This is a genomic window from Glycomyces salinus (assembly GCF_016428645.1).
Classification (GTDB): domain Bacteria; phylum Actinomycetota; class Actinomycetes; order Mycobacteriales; family Micromonosporaceae; genus Glycomyces; species Glycomyces salinus.
The window spans coordinates 1-15,310 of the sequence record NZ_JAELXW010000064.1; the positions used below are offsets into that span (position 1 = coordinate 1).

Sequence of the window (15,310 nt, forward strand, 5' to 3'; positions counted from 1 at the left end):
CCGCCCGGGACCGGTGGCGTCCCAAGCGATCCACGCCCGACACCGCACACGCCCGACAGAAGACGAACCTCCTTCACGCCAGCCCCGGGGCCACCCGGCCCGAGACACGCCGCAGACACCAGCCCTCCACACACCTCACCGTCGCTGACCGGTTGAACCCTGACCCATGCGGCCTGAGCCTTGAGCATTCGGCCCATTCCTCTGACCAACCGGGGGCGTACTCGACCTCGACGCCGGGGCGATGTGTAGCTCCTATCCAAGCCGAGCTAGCTAAACCGCCCCGATCCACGCCGGTCGCGGATGTTCCAGCAGTCGGTGTGCCATTCGCGCTCGTCGACGTCCTCGCCGCCTATGAAGTGCACCATCTCGGGCAGGGCGCTCGCATTCACGCATCAGACTACGAGGCCCGCTCCTGCCGGTCACGCTCCGATCGGATCAGCGACCAACCATCTAGTCGCGCCAGGTCTCGTCGAGGACCAGGCAGCCCGTGTCGGGGACGGTGGCGGTCCGGTTGGAGCCGGACTCCCAGGTGTAGTTCCCGCCGGAGTCGACGATCAGGTACTTGTACTCGAAGCTCGTCCCGGCCGGGATCGAGACGGTGCCGGTCCACTGCGGATAGGTCTCGCCGGACAGGTGCGCCGATTCGGTCGCCGTCCAGTTGCCGAGCTGGTCGATCGAGCCGACCATGTAGACCTCGTCTCCCACCACGGTGTCCTCGACGTGGACGCCGACCTCGACGCAGTCGGAGTCCTCGCCGGTGCCGCCGTCTCCGCCGCCGGTGTTGCCGGAGTAGATCGCCAGGGCCGTCTTGGCCGCGACGGTGGCGGTGAAGGTCCCGCCCGAGACGGTCACGGTGTCGCCGGAGATGACGTCCACGTAGTCGCCGTCGGCCAGGTCGGTCGCGAAGGTCTGGGTGATCGGTCCGCCGGAGGCGTTCATGACGAAGTGGCCGGCGTCGCCGCGCCCGAAGGCGAGCGCGTCGCCGCTCTGCCAGACGTTCGTGAGCGCCGCGTCGCCGACGGCGGCGCGGAAGCCGGCCATGCCGCTCATGTACGGCGAGCGGTGGACGCAGGTGAACGCGTCCGATCCGCAGTTCACGTCCGCGACCGAGCCGTCGGCGTTCAGCGGCGGGCCCTCGTGCGAGGAGGAGTACGAGTAGCCGGTGTAGGACGACGGGGTGCCGTAGGCGTGGGCCAGCATGAACGCCTCGCCCAGCAGGTAATCCGGGCCGTAGGTCTGGTTCATGGTCTGGCCGTTGCGTTCGGTGTCGTGGTTGGCCACGAAGGTCCCGGCCTCGGCGATGTAGCCCCAGTCGGTGCCGATCCCGGCGAGGTGCTGGGACTCGGCTCCACCGTTGATGTGGTTCTTCAGCTCGATGGCGTAGGGGAAGTTGTGGACGTCGCCGTTGCCGGTGTACTCGTCGGCGGTGATCGGCTCGCCGCCGCCCTCGATGACCTCCTGGACGATGTAGGGGTCGCCGTTCACCTGGGACAGGATCGCGCCGAGTTCTCCGGCGTCGATGTGCTTGGCCGCGTCGATGCGGAATCCGGCGACGCCGAGGCTCATGAGGTCGTTGAGGTATCCGGCGATCCGCCCTTGGACGTAGGACGAGCCGGTGTCAAGGTCGTTGAGGCCGACCAGGTGGCACTCCTGGACCTCGGTCCGGTTCGTGTAGTCGCTTATCTCGCAGTAGTCGCTTCCGGTGTTGTGGAAGTCGGCCTCGCTGTATCCCGCTTCGGGGTAGTCGAACTGGGAGTACGGGCTGCCTGCCCAGCCGGTCCGGGTCTCGCTCGCTCCGGCGGCCATGTGGTTGATGACGGCGTCGGCGATGACGCCGATGCCGTTGTCCGCGCAGACCGAGACCATGTTCGCGAATTCGGCGCGGGTGCCGAGTCGGGAGTCGAGCTTGTAGCTGACAGGCTGGTAGTGGATGTACCAGGCGTCCTCCTCGCCCGGGTTGGTGTCGGAGCCGAGGATGTGCTCCTGCGGCGGGGAGGTCTGCACGTGGGTGTATCCCGAGTCGGACAGGGCCCCTTCGCATTCGGCGGCGATGGAGTTCCAGTTCCACTCGAACATGTTCAGTATCGACTCGCCGCCGCCGAGACCGGCGGCGGTCTGATCGGCTTGGGCGGACGGGATCGCGGCGAGTCCGGCCGAGGCCAGCGCGGCCGCCGCCAGGCCGGTCGCGGCGACGAGGAACCGCCCGCGGGTATTGGATCGAGGCATCGTTGCTCCCTGAGAATCGATCTCGCTGCCGACCCGTCTGAAAACGGTGCCGCACAGCTAGCAATTTCTTGCTGAGTTCACAAGAATCTATCATTCAGGGAATGATACTTTCAAGATCGTGAATCTCCCGGTCCATCGGGCAGCACGAAGGCGCCCGCCGAACCGGTCCGGCGGGCGCCTCGGAACGTCTCTAGAGCTTCGGCGGCAGGAGCTCGGCGAGCAGCGCCTCGACCCTGACCTTGATCTCGTCGCGGATGGGCCGGACGGCCTCGACGCCCTGCCCGGCCGGGTCGTCGAGCTTCCAGTCGAGGTATCGCTTGCCGGGGAAGACCGGGCACGCGTCGCCGCAGCCCATGGTCACGCAGACATCCGAGGACTCGACCGACTCGGCCGTCAGGACCTTCGGCGTATTGGCCGAGATGTCGATGCCGACCTCGGCCATGGCCTCGACGGCGGCCGGGTTGACCTCCTCGGCCGGGGCCGACCCGGCCGAGCGGACCTCGATCCGGTCACCGGCCAGGTGGGCGAGCCAGCCGGCGGCCATCTGGGAGCGCCCGGCGTTGTGGACGCAGACGAAGAGGACGGACGGTTTATCGGACACGGCGGTCGATCCTTTGCTGTCAGTTTCGGTTCGGGACGGCTGGCGAGGGGAAGAAGCGTCTGGCCCACAGGCTGACGTAGACCAGGCCCACCAGGACCGGGACCTCGATCAGCGGGCCGACCACGCCGGCCAGGGCCTGGCCGGAGGCGGCCCCGAAGGTCGCGATCGCCACGGCGATGGCCAGTTCGAAGTTGTTCCCCGCGGCGGTGAAGGCGAGGGTCGTCGACCGCTCGTAGCCCAGGCCCACTCCCCTGCCGAGGGCGAAGGACCCGGCCCACATGAGCGCGAAGTAGACCAGCAGCGGCAGCGCGATCCGCCCGACGTCCCAGGGCCGAGCCACGATCGCCTCTCCCTGGAGGGCGAACAGCACCACGATCGTGAACAGCAGTCCGTAGAGCGCGAACGGCCCGATCCGGGGCAGGAAGCGCTCCTCGTACCACTCGCGGCCCTTGGAGCGCTCGCCGAAGACGCGCGTGAGGTACCCGGCCGCGAGCGGCACTCCCAGGAAGACCGCGACGTTCAGGGCGATCTCCCAGCCCGAGACGTCGAGTCCGGCGGTGTCGAGGCCGAGCCAGCGCGGCAGCGCGTCCAGGTAGAGCCAGCCGAGGGCGCCGAAGGCGATCACCTGGAACACCGAGTTGAGCGCGACCAGGACGGCCGCGGCCTCCCGGTCGCCGCAGGCCAGGTCGTTCCAGATGATGACCATGGCGATGCACCTGGCCAGGCCGACGATGATCAGCCCGGTCCGAAACTCCGGCAGGTCGGGCAGGAGGATCCAGGCCAGGGCGAACATCAGGGCGGGCCCGACCAGCCAGTTCAGCGCGATGGAGGAGACCAGCAGGCGCCGGTCGGCGGTGACGGTGTCGAGCCGGTCGTAGCGGACCTTCGCCAGCACCGGGTACATCATCAGCAGCAGCCCTGCCGCGATCGGCAGGGAGATGCCGCCGACCTGGACCGCGTTGAGGGCGTCGGCGACGGCGGGCACCCACTGCCCGAGCGCGATCCCGGCGAGCATGGCCGCGCCGATCCACACCGGCAGGTACTTGTCGAGGGTCGAGAGTCGGCCGCGCACTGCGGCCTCGGGGGCCGCCTCGGGTCCGGCGGTCATGCCACTGCCGCCTCGGACACCGAGAGCACGGTCGAGAGCAGGTCGAGGGCCGCCCGCTCGGCCCGGTAGTAGACCCAGGTCCCGCGGCGCTCGGAGGTGACCAGCCCGATGTCCTTGAGGACCTTCAGGTGGTGGGAGATGGTGGGCGCGGTGAGGTCGAAGGCCTCGGTGAGGTCGCAGACGCAGACCTGGCCGCCCTCGTGCGAGGCGATCAGGGACAGCAGCCGCAGGCGCACCGGGTCGCCGAGCGCCTTGTAGGAGGGGGCCAGCCGTTCGGCCTGGGAGGCGGTGAGAGGCTCGGAGACCAGCGGGACGCGGCAGTCGTCCAGGGCGGCCGCACCGGTGATCGCGACGCGTTGCTTCGACATGCATCTACTTTGACTGAGATCGAATCAATCGGCAAGTCGGCGGCGTGTCGCGTATCTCACCCGAGAACGCGGCGGGGGCGGCCGGCGCATCGCCGACCGCCCCGACCTCAGCGCTCAGAGGGTCAGCAGCCGATGCCGCCCCAGCGCTCCTTGGTCACGTTGACCACCGAGGGACGCGGAAGCGTGTCGGCGCCGTCGGGCCAGTGCGAACCGGGGTTCTCGTGGCTGTTGCCGTCGATCTCGCCGGGGTGCTGCACGGCCACCAGGATGTGGTCGCGCTGCACGACCGGGCCGCAGGTCTCGGCGCCGATCGGCACGGTGAGGAACTGCTTGACCTGGCCCCGGGTCGAGCCGGTGAGCGAGACCCCGAACAGGCCGTCGTTCGAGCCCAGCGCGTTGCCGTCGGTGGAGATCCACAGGTTCCCGTACGGGTCGAAGGCGACGTTGTCCGGGCAGGAGATCGGGCTGACCTGATCCTTGGGGAACCCGGCGAAGTACGTGCCCGGGTCCTCGGGGTCGCCGCAGACCAGCAGCAGCTCCCAGGCGAACTTCGTCGACGTCGGGTCGTTGCGCTTCTCGGTGACCTCGACGATCTGGCCGTGCCGGTTGGCGTTGCGGGGGTTGGCCTCGTCGGGGCCGGGCTGCTCGGCCGCGCCGCGCCGGGAGTTGTTGGTCAGGGCGATGTAGACCTTCCCGGTGTGCGGGTTGGGCTCGACGTCCTCGGGGCGGTCCATCTTGGTCGCACCCACCTTGTCGCCGGCGAGGCGGGTGTAGATGTAGACCTCTTCGGCGCTCATGCCCTCGACGAAGGACTCGTCGCCGTGCGCCAGTTTGATCCACTCGCCGGAGCCGTCGAACTTCCCGTCCGAGGGCAGCTCGCCGGTGCCGTCGATCTCGGACTCGGGGCTGTTGCCGGTGAACTTGGCGACGTAGAGCGTGCCCTCGTCCAGCAGCGTGGCGTTGTGCCGCTTGGCGCGCCAGGAGTTGCCGCGCTTCATCTTCTTGTCGGCGACGAACTTGTAGAAGTAGTCGAACCGCTCGTCGTCGCCCATGTAGACGACCACGGTGCCGTTGTGGGTGACGCGCACGTTCGCGCCCTCGTGCTTGAACCGGCCCAGCGCGGTGCGCTTCTTCGGGGTCGAGTCGGGGTCGTAGGGGTCGACCTCGACGACCCAGCCGTGCCGGTTGACCTCGTTGGGCTCGGAGGGGATGTCGAAGCGGGAGTCGAACTGCTCCCACTTGCGGCCGGTGGCGCCGCCGGACATGCCGTAGCGGGCGAGCTTGGCCGACAGGTCGGGGTCGGTCACGCTCGCGGCGTTGCCGAAGTACTGGTTGAAATTCTCCTCGCCGGACAGGATCGTGCCCCAGGGGGTGACGCCGCCGGCGCAGTTGTTGAGGGTGCCCAGGACGGTGGTGCCGGAGGAGTCGGAGGAGGTCTTGAGCAGGTCGGATCCGGCGGCCGGGCCGGTGAGCTCGAACTCGGAGGTGGCGGTCAGGCGGCGGTTGAGCCGGTGCCCGACGATCGGCGTGAGCGACTTGGAGCGCCAGTCCTCCTCGAGGACGACGACGGCCATGCCGTGCGCGGCCCAGGCGATCTCGACCTGCTCGGCGGTGGGGTTGTCGGGGTCGTAGTCGGGGTGCATGACCTCTTCGCTGGTGTACTCGTGGTTGGCCACCAGCACCTTCTTGCGCCACTCCCACGGCAGGTCGAGCAGGGCCAGGAAGTCGTTGTTGTAGCCGAACTGCATGGCCTGGGCCGCGGCGGTCTGGGCCGCGGGGTCGAACTCGGGGGCGCCGGCCAGGACCGGGTCGCCCCAGCGGATGACGATCTGCTGCTCGTAGCCGTCGGGGATGGTGACGGCGTCCTCGGTGTTGGGGTCGACCGGGTCGAACCGGAGCCCCCTGGGGGTCCAGCGGCCGAATCCGTGAGCCTCGGCGCCGCCCTCGGCGGCCGTGGCGGTTCCGGCCGTCACCGCGGTGGCGCCCGCGGCGACCGCGGCCACCGCGCCGACGCGGAAGAGGTTGCGGCGGGAGACGACCTCGGCGGCGATGTCGCCGAAGTAGGGGTTGTCGGTGGTGTTCGGGGCGGGGTGGTTGCAGGCGTTGCCGCAGCGGTAGATGCAGGTCATCGCTGAACGCCCGCCGGGGTGGGAGTTCAGCAGCGGCAGCGCGCGGCGGCGTTCGGTGGGTCGGGAGGCCATCTCAGCTCCAAAAGGCAGTACGGGGGATGCTGTCTCGCCGACTCCTTGATGGGGCCGACGGAATCGGCGGTTCTCGCCACCGGACGCTATGGCGCTGAAGTAGGTGACTCCACAAATCCCAGGTGAACAACAAGAGAACGGTACCGTTCCGCCCCACTACGCGGCCTCTGTTCTCCCCGCAAAACACCAGAAACCACGCGCGCCCGCCGCTTCGGCGGGCGCGCGTGGGCACCTTTGCGGAGACCGCTAATCGAGGATCGGGTCGAGGGCCTCGAACCAGTTGGCGGCCATCTTGACGTTGCCGTCCTCGTCGGGGTGGACGCCGTCGTAGGTGTCCTCCTCGGGAACCCAGCCGGTCCACTGGTCGACCACGGCGATCGGCGACTGCTCGGTGGACAGGCCAGCGGCCCAGCCGGGGATCTGGGCGTTGAGGTCGATCACCCGCTGGGGGCAGTCGGAGCAGCCGAACGACTCGTCCGGGTGCAGCGGGATGATCTGGGCGACCAGGATGATCGCGTCCGGGTTGAGTTCGCGCAGGTCCTCCACGATCGTGGTGAACGCGTCGAGGATCTGCGCGGGCGGGACGGCCGACCAGACGTCGTTGGTGCCGAAGTGCATCATCAGCACGTCGGGTGTGTTCTGCTCCAGCCAACTCCGCGTGTCGCCATTGGCGACCGACTGCGTGACCAGGAAGCCGCCGTGCCCCTCGTGGTCGGGGTCGGAGCCGGCCGGGTTGCAGGCCTGGGAGAGCGAGCCGACGAAGTCGACCTCGTGGCCGGCGTCGGTCAGCTGTTCCCACAGGCCGCCGCGCCAGCAACCGGGGCTGCCGGTGATCGAGTCGCCCATGGGCATGATCGAGACCGGACCGGTGCCGGGATCGTCGGTCGGGGTCTCGGTGGGATCGGTCGGCGACTCGGTCGGGTCGATCTGCCCGTCGCACAGATCGCCGTTGATCCGGATCGCCTCCGGCACGGTGGTGTCTCCGGCGCCGATGAACCCGAACACCTGGCGGGTCTGCCCGGAGCCGATGGCGGCGTTCCAGCCGACGTCCGAACCGCTGAAGGCGGTCCCGCTCTGGCTCCAGTCGACATTCCAGGCGCTGCTGACGGTCGTGCCGGACGGGAAGTCCCACTGGACCTCCCAGCCGTCGATCGCCTCGCCGGCGGTGATGGCGACGTCGGCCTGGAAGCCGCCGCCCCAGTCGCCCACGATGCTGTAGTCGACCTCGCAACCGGCCTCGGCCGAGGCCTGGTTCGCCGAGGCGATCGTCACCGCCCCGGCACCGAGCACGGCGATCGCGGCGCCGACCGCGGCGAGCCTCCTACGGCTTCGATGAACTTGCATAGTCCAACATCCTTCCTATTCGGAGTGCTGCCGCGACACGGACGGGACCGCAAGGGGCACCCTGCCTGCATCCGTGAGGGTCGAGTCACGGCAAGGGAAGCGCTCCCAATAATACACAGATGAGCTTCGATATATAAGTCTTCTTGGGACGGCGCCTCGCGGGGCCGCGGGAAGGCGAGGATCGTGGCCGGTCCGCGCGCGTACAGCTTCGCGGGCCTGCCGGGGACCCCGCGGCGCTCGGTGCCGGTCGGCTCGATGAAGCCCTCGGCCTTGGTCACCTTGCGCTGGAAGTTCCGGTTGTCGAGCGACATGCCCCAGACGATCTCGTACACGCGCCTAAGCTCGCGAAGGGTGAACTCCTCGCCGCAGAAGGTCGGCGCGATGGTGGTGTGCTCGAGCAGGCTCCGAGCGCGCTCGAGCGCGTCGTCCAGGATCTGGTCGTGGTCGAAGGCCAGTTGGTCGGTGAGCGAGGCGTTGACCTCGTACCAGTCCGCGCTCTCCGCCCCGGCTCCGGCCACCGGCACCGGCAGGTTCGGCGCGATGGCCAGGAACGAGACGGTGACGACCCGCCCGCGCGGGTCGCGGCCGGGTGCTGAGTAGGCGCGGACCTGTTCGAAGTGGAGCTGGTGGCTGTCCAGCCCGGTCTCCTCGGTGATCCTCCTCAGCGCCGCCTGCTCCAGGTCCTCCCCTGAGTGGACGAAACCTCCCGGAAGCGCGAGCTTTCCCTCGAACGGAGGAGTGTCGCGGACGACCAGCAGCGCCTTGAGCGCATTCTCGCGGACGGTGAGAACGACCAGATCGGCGGTGACATTGGCCAGGACCCTCGCTTCGAATGGCGTAGGGGAGGCCTTTTCGGCCGAGTTAACGCTGTGGAGCTCTCCAGACAATGGGATTGACCGATCGATTCAGGGGTTGAGACGAAGAGGCGATTCCCCATTTTAGGACCTCTCAGCATGTCGGTCAACTCCACATAGCCCTTGACGTACTCCTCGGGCACCTCGATCGGGATTCCCCTGGGGTGCTCGGAGTAGAACACCGGCTTGTGGCGCTCGACCACCCGGCCGAGCTCATAGCAGGTCGTGGGCCCGACATACCCGTTCGGGGCGACCACGTAGACGAAATCGGCCGCGAATATGTGGGCGAAAGTCCTCTCCTGCAGCTCATGGTCTTCCATGTCTTCGGGGTCGGGGTCGCCGTCGAATCGAACATGTTCGGCGTTCGGATCCACGACCCACGAATCCGGAGGGGTCAATACCGAGATGTCTTGCTTCTCAAAGTAGCGGGCCGCATCGATGGCCTGCTCATAGTACTTCCGAAAGCTGCCAATGATCGCGACTGATGACCAGAACGTCTTCGCCACTGCTTCCACTGCTGCCGATCCCACATTCTACTGAAGAAAGTTACATCAGGTCCCGAGTCAATCCGATGCCGATTCGGATATCACCCGGCGTGCTCTTTCGCGAAAGCCCTCGACCCAGTACAGTGAGTTACCGACTTGACCGATCCACCCTGTCCGTGACTACTCATTCACTTGCCGGATACAACGACGAAAACTTCCGGTCAGGAAGCATTCGCACACCGCTGCATGAGACCTGGACTTGTCGGCCTCGGCCTCGCGTCATCAGGGAACCTGGCTTTCGTCACTCGATGAGCGACAGCCTACGGTCTCCCCGAATTGCGCCGTCAAGCGGGACTGTCCATTGCTTCCGAGTCGGACCTGGACAAAGTCCGCACTTCCACTATCCGCTCGAACCAGTGCATCTCGTCCGCATGCGTGTACGACGCCCCGCAGACCTCATGGCAGGCGCGGACGATCGCCACGACCAGCACCGCGTCCAGCGAATGCCGCGGATCTCCCGTGAGCGCCTTCGCGATCTGGACATGGCTGACCACACCGGCCGGTCCCGGGTCGGCGTTGATGACGTCCGCCAGGTGCCGCGTCGAACCGGCGAGGCGGCTTCGCCGCCGCTCACGCCCGGGGAACAGCTGCGAGGGCGCGAGCGTGGTGACACGCACCGACTGCCGCACGTGGTTGACGATGGCCCGCAGCTCCGCGGCCACGGCAGATGCCGCCCTGGTCGAGTCGTCCTCCACGAGCGCGTCACCGGCCCGACTCGAACCGCCGGCCCGGTCGGCCTGCGTCGCCAGTCGGACCTTCAGATGCATCCACCTGAAGCGCCACGGACCGGTCCGCTCGCCGCATGCTTCGACGAACTTGAGCGTCACACGGAGCGAAGGGAACTGCCGCCCCGAAGCGGCCTTCCAGAGGGTGCTCGCCGACAGGCCGGTCATCTCGGCCAGCTCGCGGTACGTCGGCGATCCGCTCCGGTGCCTGAGCTCTCGCAGGCTGAGCGCGAACTCGCCGAGTTCGCCGTGGGGTTCGGCCAGCGGCCGCTCACTGCGGGGCATCTTCGGCCTCCGCTTCCTCCGGCGCGGTCTCGGCCCGGTCGGGCCGATCGCCGTCGCCGGCGTCGGAGGCCAGGTGCCGGGCCAGGTTGGCCGCCGCCATGCCGGTGGCACCCGCCGCGGCGCTCGCCGCTATGAGATTCTGTCCGAGTAGGACCATGAGTACTACGAACCCGAATACGAGGAAGGCCGCGACGATTGCCGTTGTTCGGCGCCACGCCTCCCGGGGGTCTGTCGGTGTTGACCATCGGCTGCCCATGTCGACGCTCCGGTCTCGAGATCATTGGTGCGGGCGTATATTCAGTTGTGCGAGGGAACCCGAGTCCATCCGGTTGCCGCCGGTTCTGGTCGGTCCCTATGTGCCCCAATGGTCGCACGAGCCGTCATTCACGCGCCATTCATAGTTTCCTCGTCGGATCGGTTGCGATTCGGACGCGCGGGGCGAGACCGCCGCCGCCGAACGAGCCCGAGTGACGCCGATCGATATTTTCGCAGCTAGCCGACCCGCACCGATTTAGCGTCGATCTGACCGTTTGTTTACGCCTGAATCGGAAACAGATAAGCGCTGAAACCCGACTCTCTCCTGGAATGATTGACGGGTCGGAGGTGCCACTGTGGCACTTCGTCTTCCAGTCTCATCCGGTTGGTGCGGGCGAGTCATGGAATCCGCGGGGCCCTGTTGCCGCAGGAGCCCCGCGGCGTTTCGCGTGCCCGCGAAACGGGCCGGGGTCGTGCCGACCACGCGCTTGAAGTGGCGGGTCAGGTGCGCCTGGTCGTAGAACCCGGTGGCCACGGCCACCGCGTGCGGCCTCTCGCCGCCCAGCAGCAGCCGCCTGGCCCGGTCGACGCGCCGCGTCACCAGGTACTGGTGCGGCGGGATGCCGAACTCGGCACCGAAGGCCCGCACCAGGTGCGCCGGGTGGGCGAACAGCGTCCGCGCCGCCTCCCGCAGGCTCACTCCGGTCACGATCCGCTCGTCCAGCAGCTCGCGCAGGTCGCGGGCGAGCCGCCGATCGCGGCCGGGCGCCTCGGGCGAGGGACGGCGCCGCAGGTGCGACCGCAGGCGCTCGGAGATCAGCTCGACCTCGCATTCGGCCTCGAGCTCGTCGCCCGGTCGCTCCAGCACCCGGTGCAGCCGGTGGACCCGCCGCCGCAGCAGCGGATCGCGGATCTCCGGGCCGTCGACCGCGCGGCCGATCAGCGACTCCTCCAGCAGCGACGTGTCGAGGTACAGGACCCGCTTGCGGAAACCGTGGGGCGTGGCCGACTCGCCGTCGTGCGGCACCTGCGGCGGCAGCAGGGTCACGAAGCTGTCCAGCGCCCCGTGCTCGTGCCGGTCGAGGTCGTAGCGGACGGCGCCCTCGTCGATGATGAGCAGCGTCCAGGTGTCGTGGACGTGCATCGGGTAGGCGTGGTCGGTGAAATGGGCGTGGAAGACCTCGACGACCCCGCCGACCGCGGGGCGCCAAGCCCTGACCTCGGGGCGGACGACCACGTTAACAACGTACAAGACCGCGGGGCCGCCCCGCTCGTAGCGTTGCCGCCATGAAGCAAGAGCAGACACCCGTCCGGTTCGACACCAAGATCGCCGTCGTCGTCCGCGACGACCTCGAGACCTGGCAGCGCCTGAACGTGACCGCGTTCCTGGTCAGCGGGATCGGGACCGCGCATGAAGAGGTGATCGGCGAGCCGTACGAGGACGCCGACGACGTCCAGTACTCGGCGATGTTCCGGCAGCCGGTGGTGGTGCTGGAGGCCTCCAAGGAGGTCTTGAGCACCGCGCACGCCAAGGCACTCAAACGCGGCATGACCCTCTCGGTCTACACCTCGGAGCTGTTCTCGACCGGCGACGACCGGGCCAACCGCGCCGCCGTCCGGACCGTGGCGACCGACGGTCTCGACCTGGTGGGCGTCGCCGTCTACGGTCCGCGCAACGCGGTCGACCGGGTCGTCAAGGGCGCGACCATGCACCCTTGAGACCCGGCACTCACCGCAGGGTCAGGGCCGTCTCCGACTCGACCCGGGTCAGCTTCTCGGGGTTGCGGACGTAGTAGACGCCGGTGACCCGCTCGCCCTCGATGCGCAGGGCCATGACCCCGTCGAGCTCGCCGTCCAGGTGGACGGCCAGCGCAGGCCCGCCGTTGACCACGGTGAGCTCGGCGGTGACCGTCTCCTCGACTTTGCGCAGCCCGCCGGTGGCCAGGCGCACGACCTTGTCGACGCCGACGACCGGCCGCAGAGCGGCGTGCTTGAGGCCCCCGCCATCGCCCACGACGACGACTTCCGGGGCGAGCACGTCCATCAGGCCCTGGAGGTCCCCGGTCTCGAAGGCCCGCCGGAACGCATCGAGGGCCTCCCGGGTCCGGCGGGCCGAGACCATCTCGCGGGGGCGGCGCGCCTCGACGTGGACGCGGGCGCGGTGGGCGATCTGCCGGACCGCCGCCGGGCTCTTGTCGAGCGCGGCGGCGATCTCGTCGTAGCCGACGTCGAAGGCCTCGCGCAGGACGAACACGGCGCGCTCGGTCGGCGCGAGCGTCTCCAGCACGAGCATCATCGCCATCGACACGCTCTCGGCGAGTTCGACGTCCTCGGCCACGTCAGGTGTGGTCAGCAGCGGCTCGGGCAGCCAGGGTCCGACGTAGGACTCCTTGCGGCGGCCCATGGTGCGCAGGCGGTTGAGCGCCTGGCGGGTGGTGATCCGCACCAGGTAGGCGCGCTGGTCGCGCACCTGGGCCAGGTCGACCTCGACCCACCGCAGCCAGGTCTCCTGGAGGACGTCCTCGGCGTCGGCGGCCGATCCGAGCATCTCGTAGGCGACGGTGAACAACAGGTTCCGGTGGGCGACGAAGGCGTCGGTGGCCGTGTCGCCGGCGGGTTCGGTCATGCTTCTATCCTTCTGGACTCGGCCAGCGTCCGGCGCCGCTTCTCGCCCTTGGGCCAGGTGTGTGAGCCGGGTTCGCGCGCCTCCTCGATCAGGTGCTTGATGCTGGCCTTGTAGGAGAGCCGCTTGAGGACCGAGCCGGCGCGTCCGGGAATGTAGACCCCAGTCGCCACGTCGTCGCGGTTCCCGATCTGGAAGATGCCGGTGCGGCCGCCGAGGCTGACGCACATGGCGTTGAACGACAGGTTGAGCGGTTCGGGCCGCTTCCCGGCGATCCGGGCGAGGATCGTGTCGGCGGCGTGTCCGCCGAGGCAGCCGGCGGCGTAGGCGCTCTTGCGGAACGGCGTGTCCGACGGGGCCACCGCGTCTCCGGCGGCGACGATTCGCTCGTCGTCGACGCTGGTCAGCGTCTCGTCGGTGAGCATGCGGCCGTCGGCATCGGTGCTCAGGCCGCTGCGGGCGGCCAGGTCCGGGACGCCGAACCCGGCGGTCCAGACGGTCACCGCGCTCGGCAGCGTGTCGCCTCCGGCCAGGCGCACGGATTCGCGCCTGACCTCGGTGACCTTCTGGCCCTCGAGCACCGTCACGCCGAGCGCGGCGAGCCGCTTGGCGGCCGTCCGCCGGGCCCGCTCGTGCAGGTAGGGCACGAGTTCGCCGCCGCAGACGAGGGTCACTCGCCGCCCCAGCTCCGCCAGCTCGGCGGCGGTCTCGACGCCGGTAGGACCGCCGCCGACGACCGTCAGCGGCGCCGTCTCCGGCACGTCGTCGAGAGCCGACCGGAGCCGCTGAGCGGCCTCCAGCGTGTCCATGCGGTGTGCGAACTCGGCCGCTCCGGGCACGCGCGGTTCGGGGCTGGCGCTGCCGACCGCGTAGACGAGGTAGTCGTAGTCGGCGGTGCCGCCCTCGGACAACGTCACCGTGCGCAGGTCGGCGTCGATGCTGACCACGTCGTCCACGACCAGTCGGACGGGTTCGGCCAGGACCTTCCGGTATGAGACGACGGCCTCGTCCGAACCGGTCACGAACTGGTGCAGTCGGAGCCGCTGGACGAACGTCGAGCGCGAGTTGATCAGCGTCACGGACACGTCGTCGCGCTGGGTGAGGCGGTTGGCCGCCAGCACCCCGGCGTATCCGCCGCCGACGACGATGACTCGGGTGTTCCCACTCATGGTGTGTCTCCCTGGTTTCCTCGGGTTCGACCACAAGACACCGCGCGTCGGCTCCTTGTGACACCGGGAGAGTCAGGTCACCAGGCCGCGGCGGTAGGCGTAGACGACCGCCTGGACGCGGTCGCGGAGCCCGAGCTTGGTGAGGATGCGGGAGACGAAGGTCTTGACCGTCTCGTGGCTGATGACCAGGGACGCGGCGATCTCGCTGTTGGACAGGCCCTCGGCGATGAGCCGAAGGACTTCCAGTTCACGCGGCGTCAGCGGGAGGTCCGTCTCCCCTTCGGAGGGCCTGATCCGGGCGGCGAACCTGCCGACGAGCTGGCGCGTGACCTCGGGGTCCAGCAGGGCCGCGCCGGTGGCCACGGTCCGGATCCCGCCCAGCAGCTGCGTCGGCGGGGCGTCCTTGAGCAGGAAGCCGCTCGCGCCCGCCCGGAGCGCCTCGTAGACGTACTCGTCGAGATTGAACGTGGTCACCGAGTTTCCCGGAAGATGCCCGGTCCTTCAGGGCGGGAGGGAATCCGGGGCGATTGCTCGCTCGCGGTCCCACGGAACGGGACCGCGAGCGAAGGGCTTGTCGTACCCGGGCGCTACCGTTTGGGGGTGCATCTTCGGTATGTCTTCCGTGTCTACCCGACCGGTCCGCAGCGGCGGATGCTGGCGCGGACGTTCGGGTGTGTACGGACGGTCTACAACGATGCGGTCGCCGCCCGGCGGCGCGCGCACGCCGAGGGCCTGCCGTACCCGTCCACGGCGACGCTGGACAAACTGCTGATCACTGAGGCGAAGCGGACCGTCGAGCGGTCCTGGCTCGCGGAGGTCTCAACAGTCCCATTGCAGCAGGCGCTGCGGGACTGCCATGCGGCATACCGGAACTTCTTCGACTCGCTGTCGGGGAGACGTGCCGGGGCCAGGATGGGTCCGCCGAGGTTCAAGCGGCGCTCGAACACGCAGTCGGCCCGGTACACCCGCAACGGTTTCGCCCTCCGGTCGAACGGCCGGTTGTACG

15 protein-coding genes and 2 pseudogenes are annotated in these 15,310 nt (G+C 68.9%); 3 read left to right on the top strand and 14 right to left on the bottom strand.

Annotated elements, in window-relative coordinates; translation table 11 throughout:
- Positions 1 to 266: 266 nt before the first annotated feature.
- The 8 genes from JFB92_RS26265 to JFB92_RS16995 form a co-directional block, all read right to left on the bottom strand.
- Positions 267 to 389, bottom strand: coding sequence for a hypothetical protein (locus JFB92_RS26265; RefSeq protein WP_269847989.1), 123 nt, complete (start codon positions 387 to 389; stop codon positions 267 to 269).
- 61 nt (positions 390 to 450) lie between these two features.
- Complete coding sequence (locus tag JFB92_RS16965; RefSeq protein WP_199041514.1) at positions 451 to 2,226, bottom strand: carbohydrate-binding module family 20 domain-containing protein; 1,776 nt, start codon at positions 2,224 to 2,226, stop codon at positions 451 to 453.
- Positions 2,227 to 2,416: 190 nt separating this feature from the next.
- On the bottom strand, positions 2,417 to 2,827 hold the full coding sequence (locus JFB92_RS16970; RefSeq protein WP_199041517.1) for an arsenate reductase ArsC: 411 nt from the start codon (positions 2,825 to 2,827) through the stop codon (positions 2,417 to 2,419).
- A gap of 19 nt (positions 2,828 to 2,846) precedes the next feature.
- A complete protein-coding gene (arsB, locus tag JFB92_RS16975; RefSeq protein WP_199041520.1) occupies positions 2,847 to 3,935 on the bottom strand; it encodes an ACR3 family arsenite efflux transporter in 1,089 nt (362 codons plus the stop codon).
- The gene (locus tag JFB92_RS16980) at positions 3,932 to 4,303 is read right to left on the bottom strand and encodes an ArsR/SmtB family transcription factor (RefSeq protein ID WP_199041523.1); all 372 of its coding nucleotides are present in this window, start codon (positions 4,301 to 4,303) and stop codon (positions 3,932 to 3,934) included. Before JFB92_RS16980 ends, arsB begins: the two co-directional genes overlap by 4 nt.
- A 122-nt stretch (positions 4,304 to 4,425) precedes the next feature.
- Positions 4,426 to 6,504 (bottom strand): PhoX family protein, encoded by a 2,079-nt coding sequence (locus JFB92_RS16985; RefSeq protein ID WP_199041526.1) that lies wholly within the window; start codon positions 6,502 to 6,504, stop codon positions 4,426 to 4,428.
- A gap of 246 nt (positions 6,505 to 6,750) precedes the next feature.
- Positions 6,751 to 7,848, bottom strand: a complete 1,098-nt coding sequence (locus tag JFB92_RS16990) for a cellulose binding domain-containing protein (RefSeq protein WP_199041529.1) — start codon at positions 7,846 to 7,848, stop codon at positions 6,751 to 6,753.
- Positions 7,773 to 8,735 carry an NUDIX hydrolase gene (locus tag JFB92_RS16995; protein WP_233163427.1) on the bottom strand — a complete coding sequence of 321 codons (963 nt, stop codon included), beginning with the start codon at positions 8,733 to 8,735 and terminating at the stop codon, positions 7,773 to 7,775. Before JFB92_RS16995 ends, JFB92_RS16990 begins: the two co-directional genes overlap by 76 nt.
- A 155-nt stretch (positions 8,736 to 8,890) precedes the next feature.
- On the opposite strand from JFB92_RS16995, the gene JFB92_RS17000 reads away from it, so the two are divergent.
- Entirely contained in the window at positions 8,891 to 9,187 is a 297-nt protein-coding gene (locus tag JFB92_RS17000) for a hypothetical protein (protein ID WP_199041532.1), read from the top strand.
- Between the two features lie 344 nt (positions 9,188 to 9,531).
- Here JFB92_RS17000 and JFB92_RS17005 read toward each other — a convergent pair whose 3' ends face one another.
- The 3 genes and pseudogenes from JFB92_RS17005 to JFB92_RS17015 form a co-directional block, all read right to left on the bottom strand.
- Positions 9,532 to 10,257, bottom strand: coding sequence for a helix-turn-helix domain-containing protein (locus tag JFB92_RS17005; protein WP_199041535.1), 726 nt, complete (start codon positions 10,255 to 10,257; stop codon positions 9,532 to 9,534).
- A complete protein-coding gene (locus tag JFB92_RS17010) occupies positions 10,244 to 10,414 on the bottom strand; it encodes a hypothetical protein (RefSeq protein ID WP_199041537.1) in 171 nt (56 codons plus the stop codon). Before JFB92_RS17010 ends, JFB92_RS17005 begins: the two co-directional genes overlap by 14 nt.
- A 540-nt stretch (positions 10,415 to 10,954) precedes the next feature.
- A pseudogene (locus tag JFB92_RS17015) lies at positions 10,955 to 11,749 on the bottom strand (helix-turn-helix domain-containing protein); the annotation flags it as partial.
- Between the two features lie 50 nt (positions 11,750 to 11,799).
- On the opposite strand from JFB92_RS17015, the gene JFB92_RS17020 reads away from it, so the two are divergent.
- The gene (locus JFB92_RS17020; RefSeq protein WP_199041540.1) at positions 11,800 to 12,231 is read left to right on the top strand and encodes a DUF2000 domain-containing protein; all 432 of its coding nucleotides are present in this window, start codon (positions 11,800 to 11,802) and stop codon (positions 12,229 to 12,231) included.
- A gap of 10 nt (positions 12,232 to 12,241) precedes the next feature.
- Here JFB92_RS17020 and JFB92_RS17025 read toward each other — a convergent pair whose 3' ends face one another.
- From JFB92_RS17025 to JFB92_RS26670, 3 genes and pseudogenes are all read right to left on the bottom strand, one after another.
- The gene (locus JFB92_RS17025) at positions 12,242 to 13,138 is read right to left on the bottom strand and encodes an RNA polymerase sigma-70 factor (RefSeq protein WP_199041542.1); all 897 of its coding nucleotides are present in this window, start codon (positions 13,136 to 13,138) and stop codon (positions 12,242 to 12,244) included.
- Positions 13,135 to 14,304, bottom strand: a complete 1,170-nt coding sequence (locus tag JFB92_RS17030) for an NAD(P)/FAD-dependent oxidoreductase (protein WP_199041544.1) — start codon at positions 14,302 to 14,304, stop codon at positions 13,135 to 13,137. Before JFB92_RS17030 ends, JFB92_RS17025 begins: the two co-directional genes overlap by 4 nt.
- Before the next feature lie 72 nt (positions 14,305 to 14,376).
- Positions 14,377 to 14,778, bottom strand: a pseudogene (locus JFB92_RS26670) (LuxR C-terminal-related transcriptional regulator); the annotation flags it as partial.
- Between the two features lie 126 nt (positions 14,779 to 14,904).
- Here JFB92_RS26670 and JFB92_RS17040 point away from each other — a divergent pair.
- Positions 14,905 to 15,310, top strand: a 406-nt coding sequence (locus tag JFB92_RS17040) for a helix-turn-helix domain-containing protein (protein ID WP_199041546.1), incomplete at its 3' end; no start/stop codon positions are given.

Bases quoted from the DNA above. Each gene is read 5' to 3' on its own strand.
- JFB92_RS16965 (WP_199041514.1), bottom strand. From the start codon at position 2,226: ATGCCTCGATCCAATACCCGCGGGCGGTTCCTCGTCGCCGCGACCGGC.
- arsB (WP_199041520.1), bottom strand. From the start codon at position 3,935: ATGACCGCCGGACCCGAGGCGGCCCCCGAGGCCGCAGTGCGCGGCCGA.
- JFB92_RS16980 (WP_199041523.1), bottom strand. From the start codon at position 4,303: ATGTCGAAGCAACGCGTCGCGATCACCGGTGCGGCCGCCCTGGACGAC.
- JFB92_RS16985 (WP_199041526.1), bottom strand. From the start codon at position 6,504: ATGGCCTCCCGACCCACCGAACGCCGCCGCGCGCTGCCGCTGCTGAAC.
- JFB92_RS16990 (WP_199041529.1), bottom strand. From the start codon at position 7,848: ATGCAAGTTCATCGAAGCCGTAGGAGGCTCGCCGCGGTCGGCGCCGCG.
- JFB92_RS17005 (WP_199041535.1), bottom strand. From the start codon at position 10,257: ATGCCCCGCAGTGAGCGGCCGCTGGCCGAACCCCACGGCGAACTCGGC.
- JFB92_RS17010 (WP_199041537.1), bottom strand. From the start codon at position 10,414: ATGGTCCTACTCGGACAGAATCTCATAGCGGCGAGCGCCGCGGCGGGT.
- JFB92_RS17020 (WP_199041540.1), top strand. From the start codon at position 11,800: ATGAAGCAAGAGCAGACACCCGTCCGGTTCGACACCAAGATCGCCGTC.
- JFB92_RS17025 (WP_199041542.1), bottom strand. From the start codon at position 13,138: ATGACCGAACCCGCCGGCGACACGGCCACCGACGCCTTCGTCGCCCAC.
- JFB92_RS17030 (WP_199041544.1), bottom strand. From the start codon at position 14,304: ATGAGTGGGAACACCCGAGTCATCGTCGTCGGCGGCGGATACGCCGGG.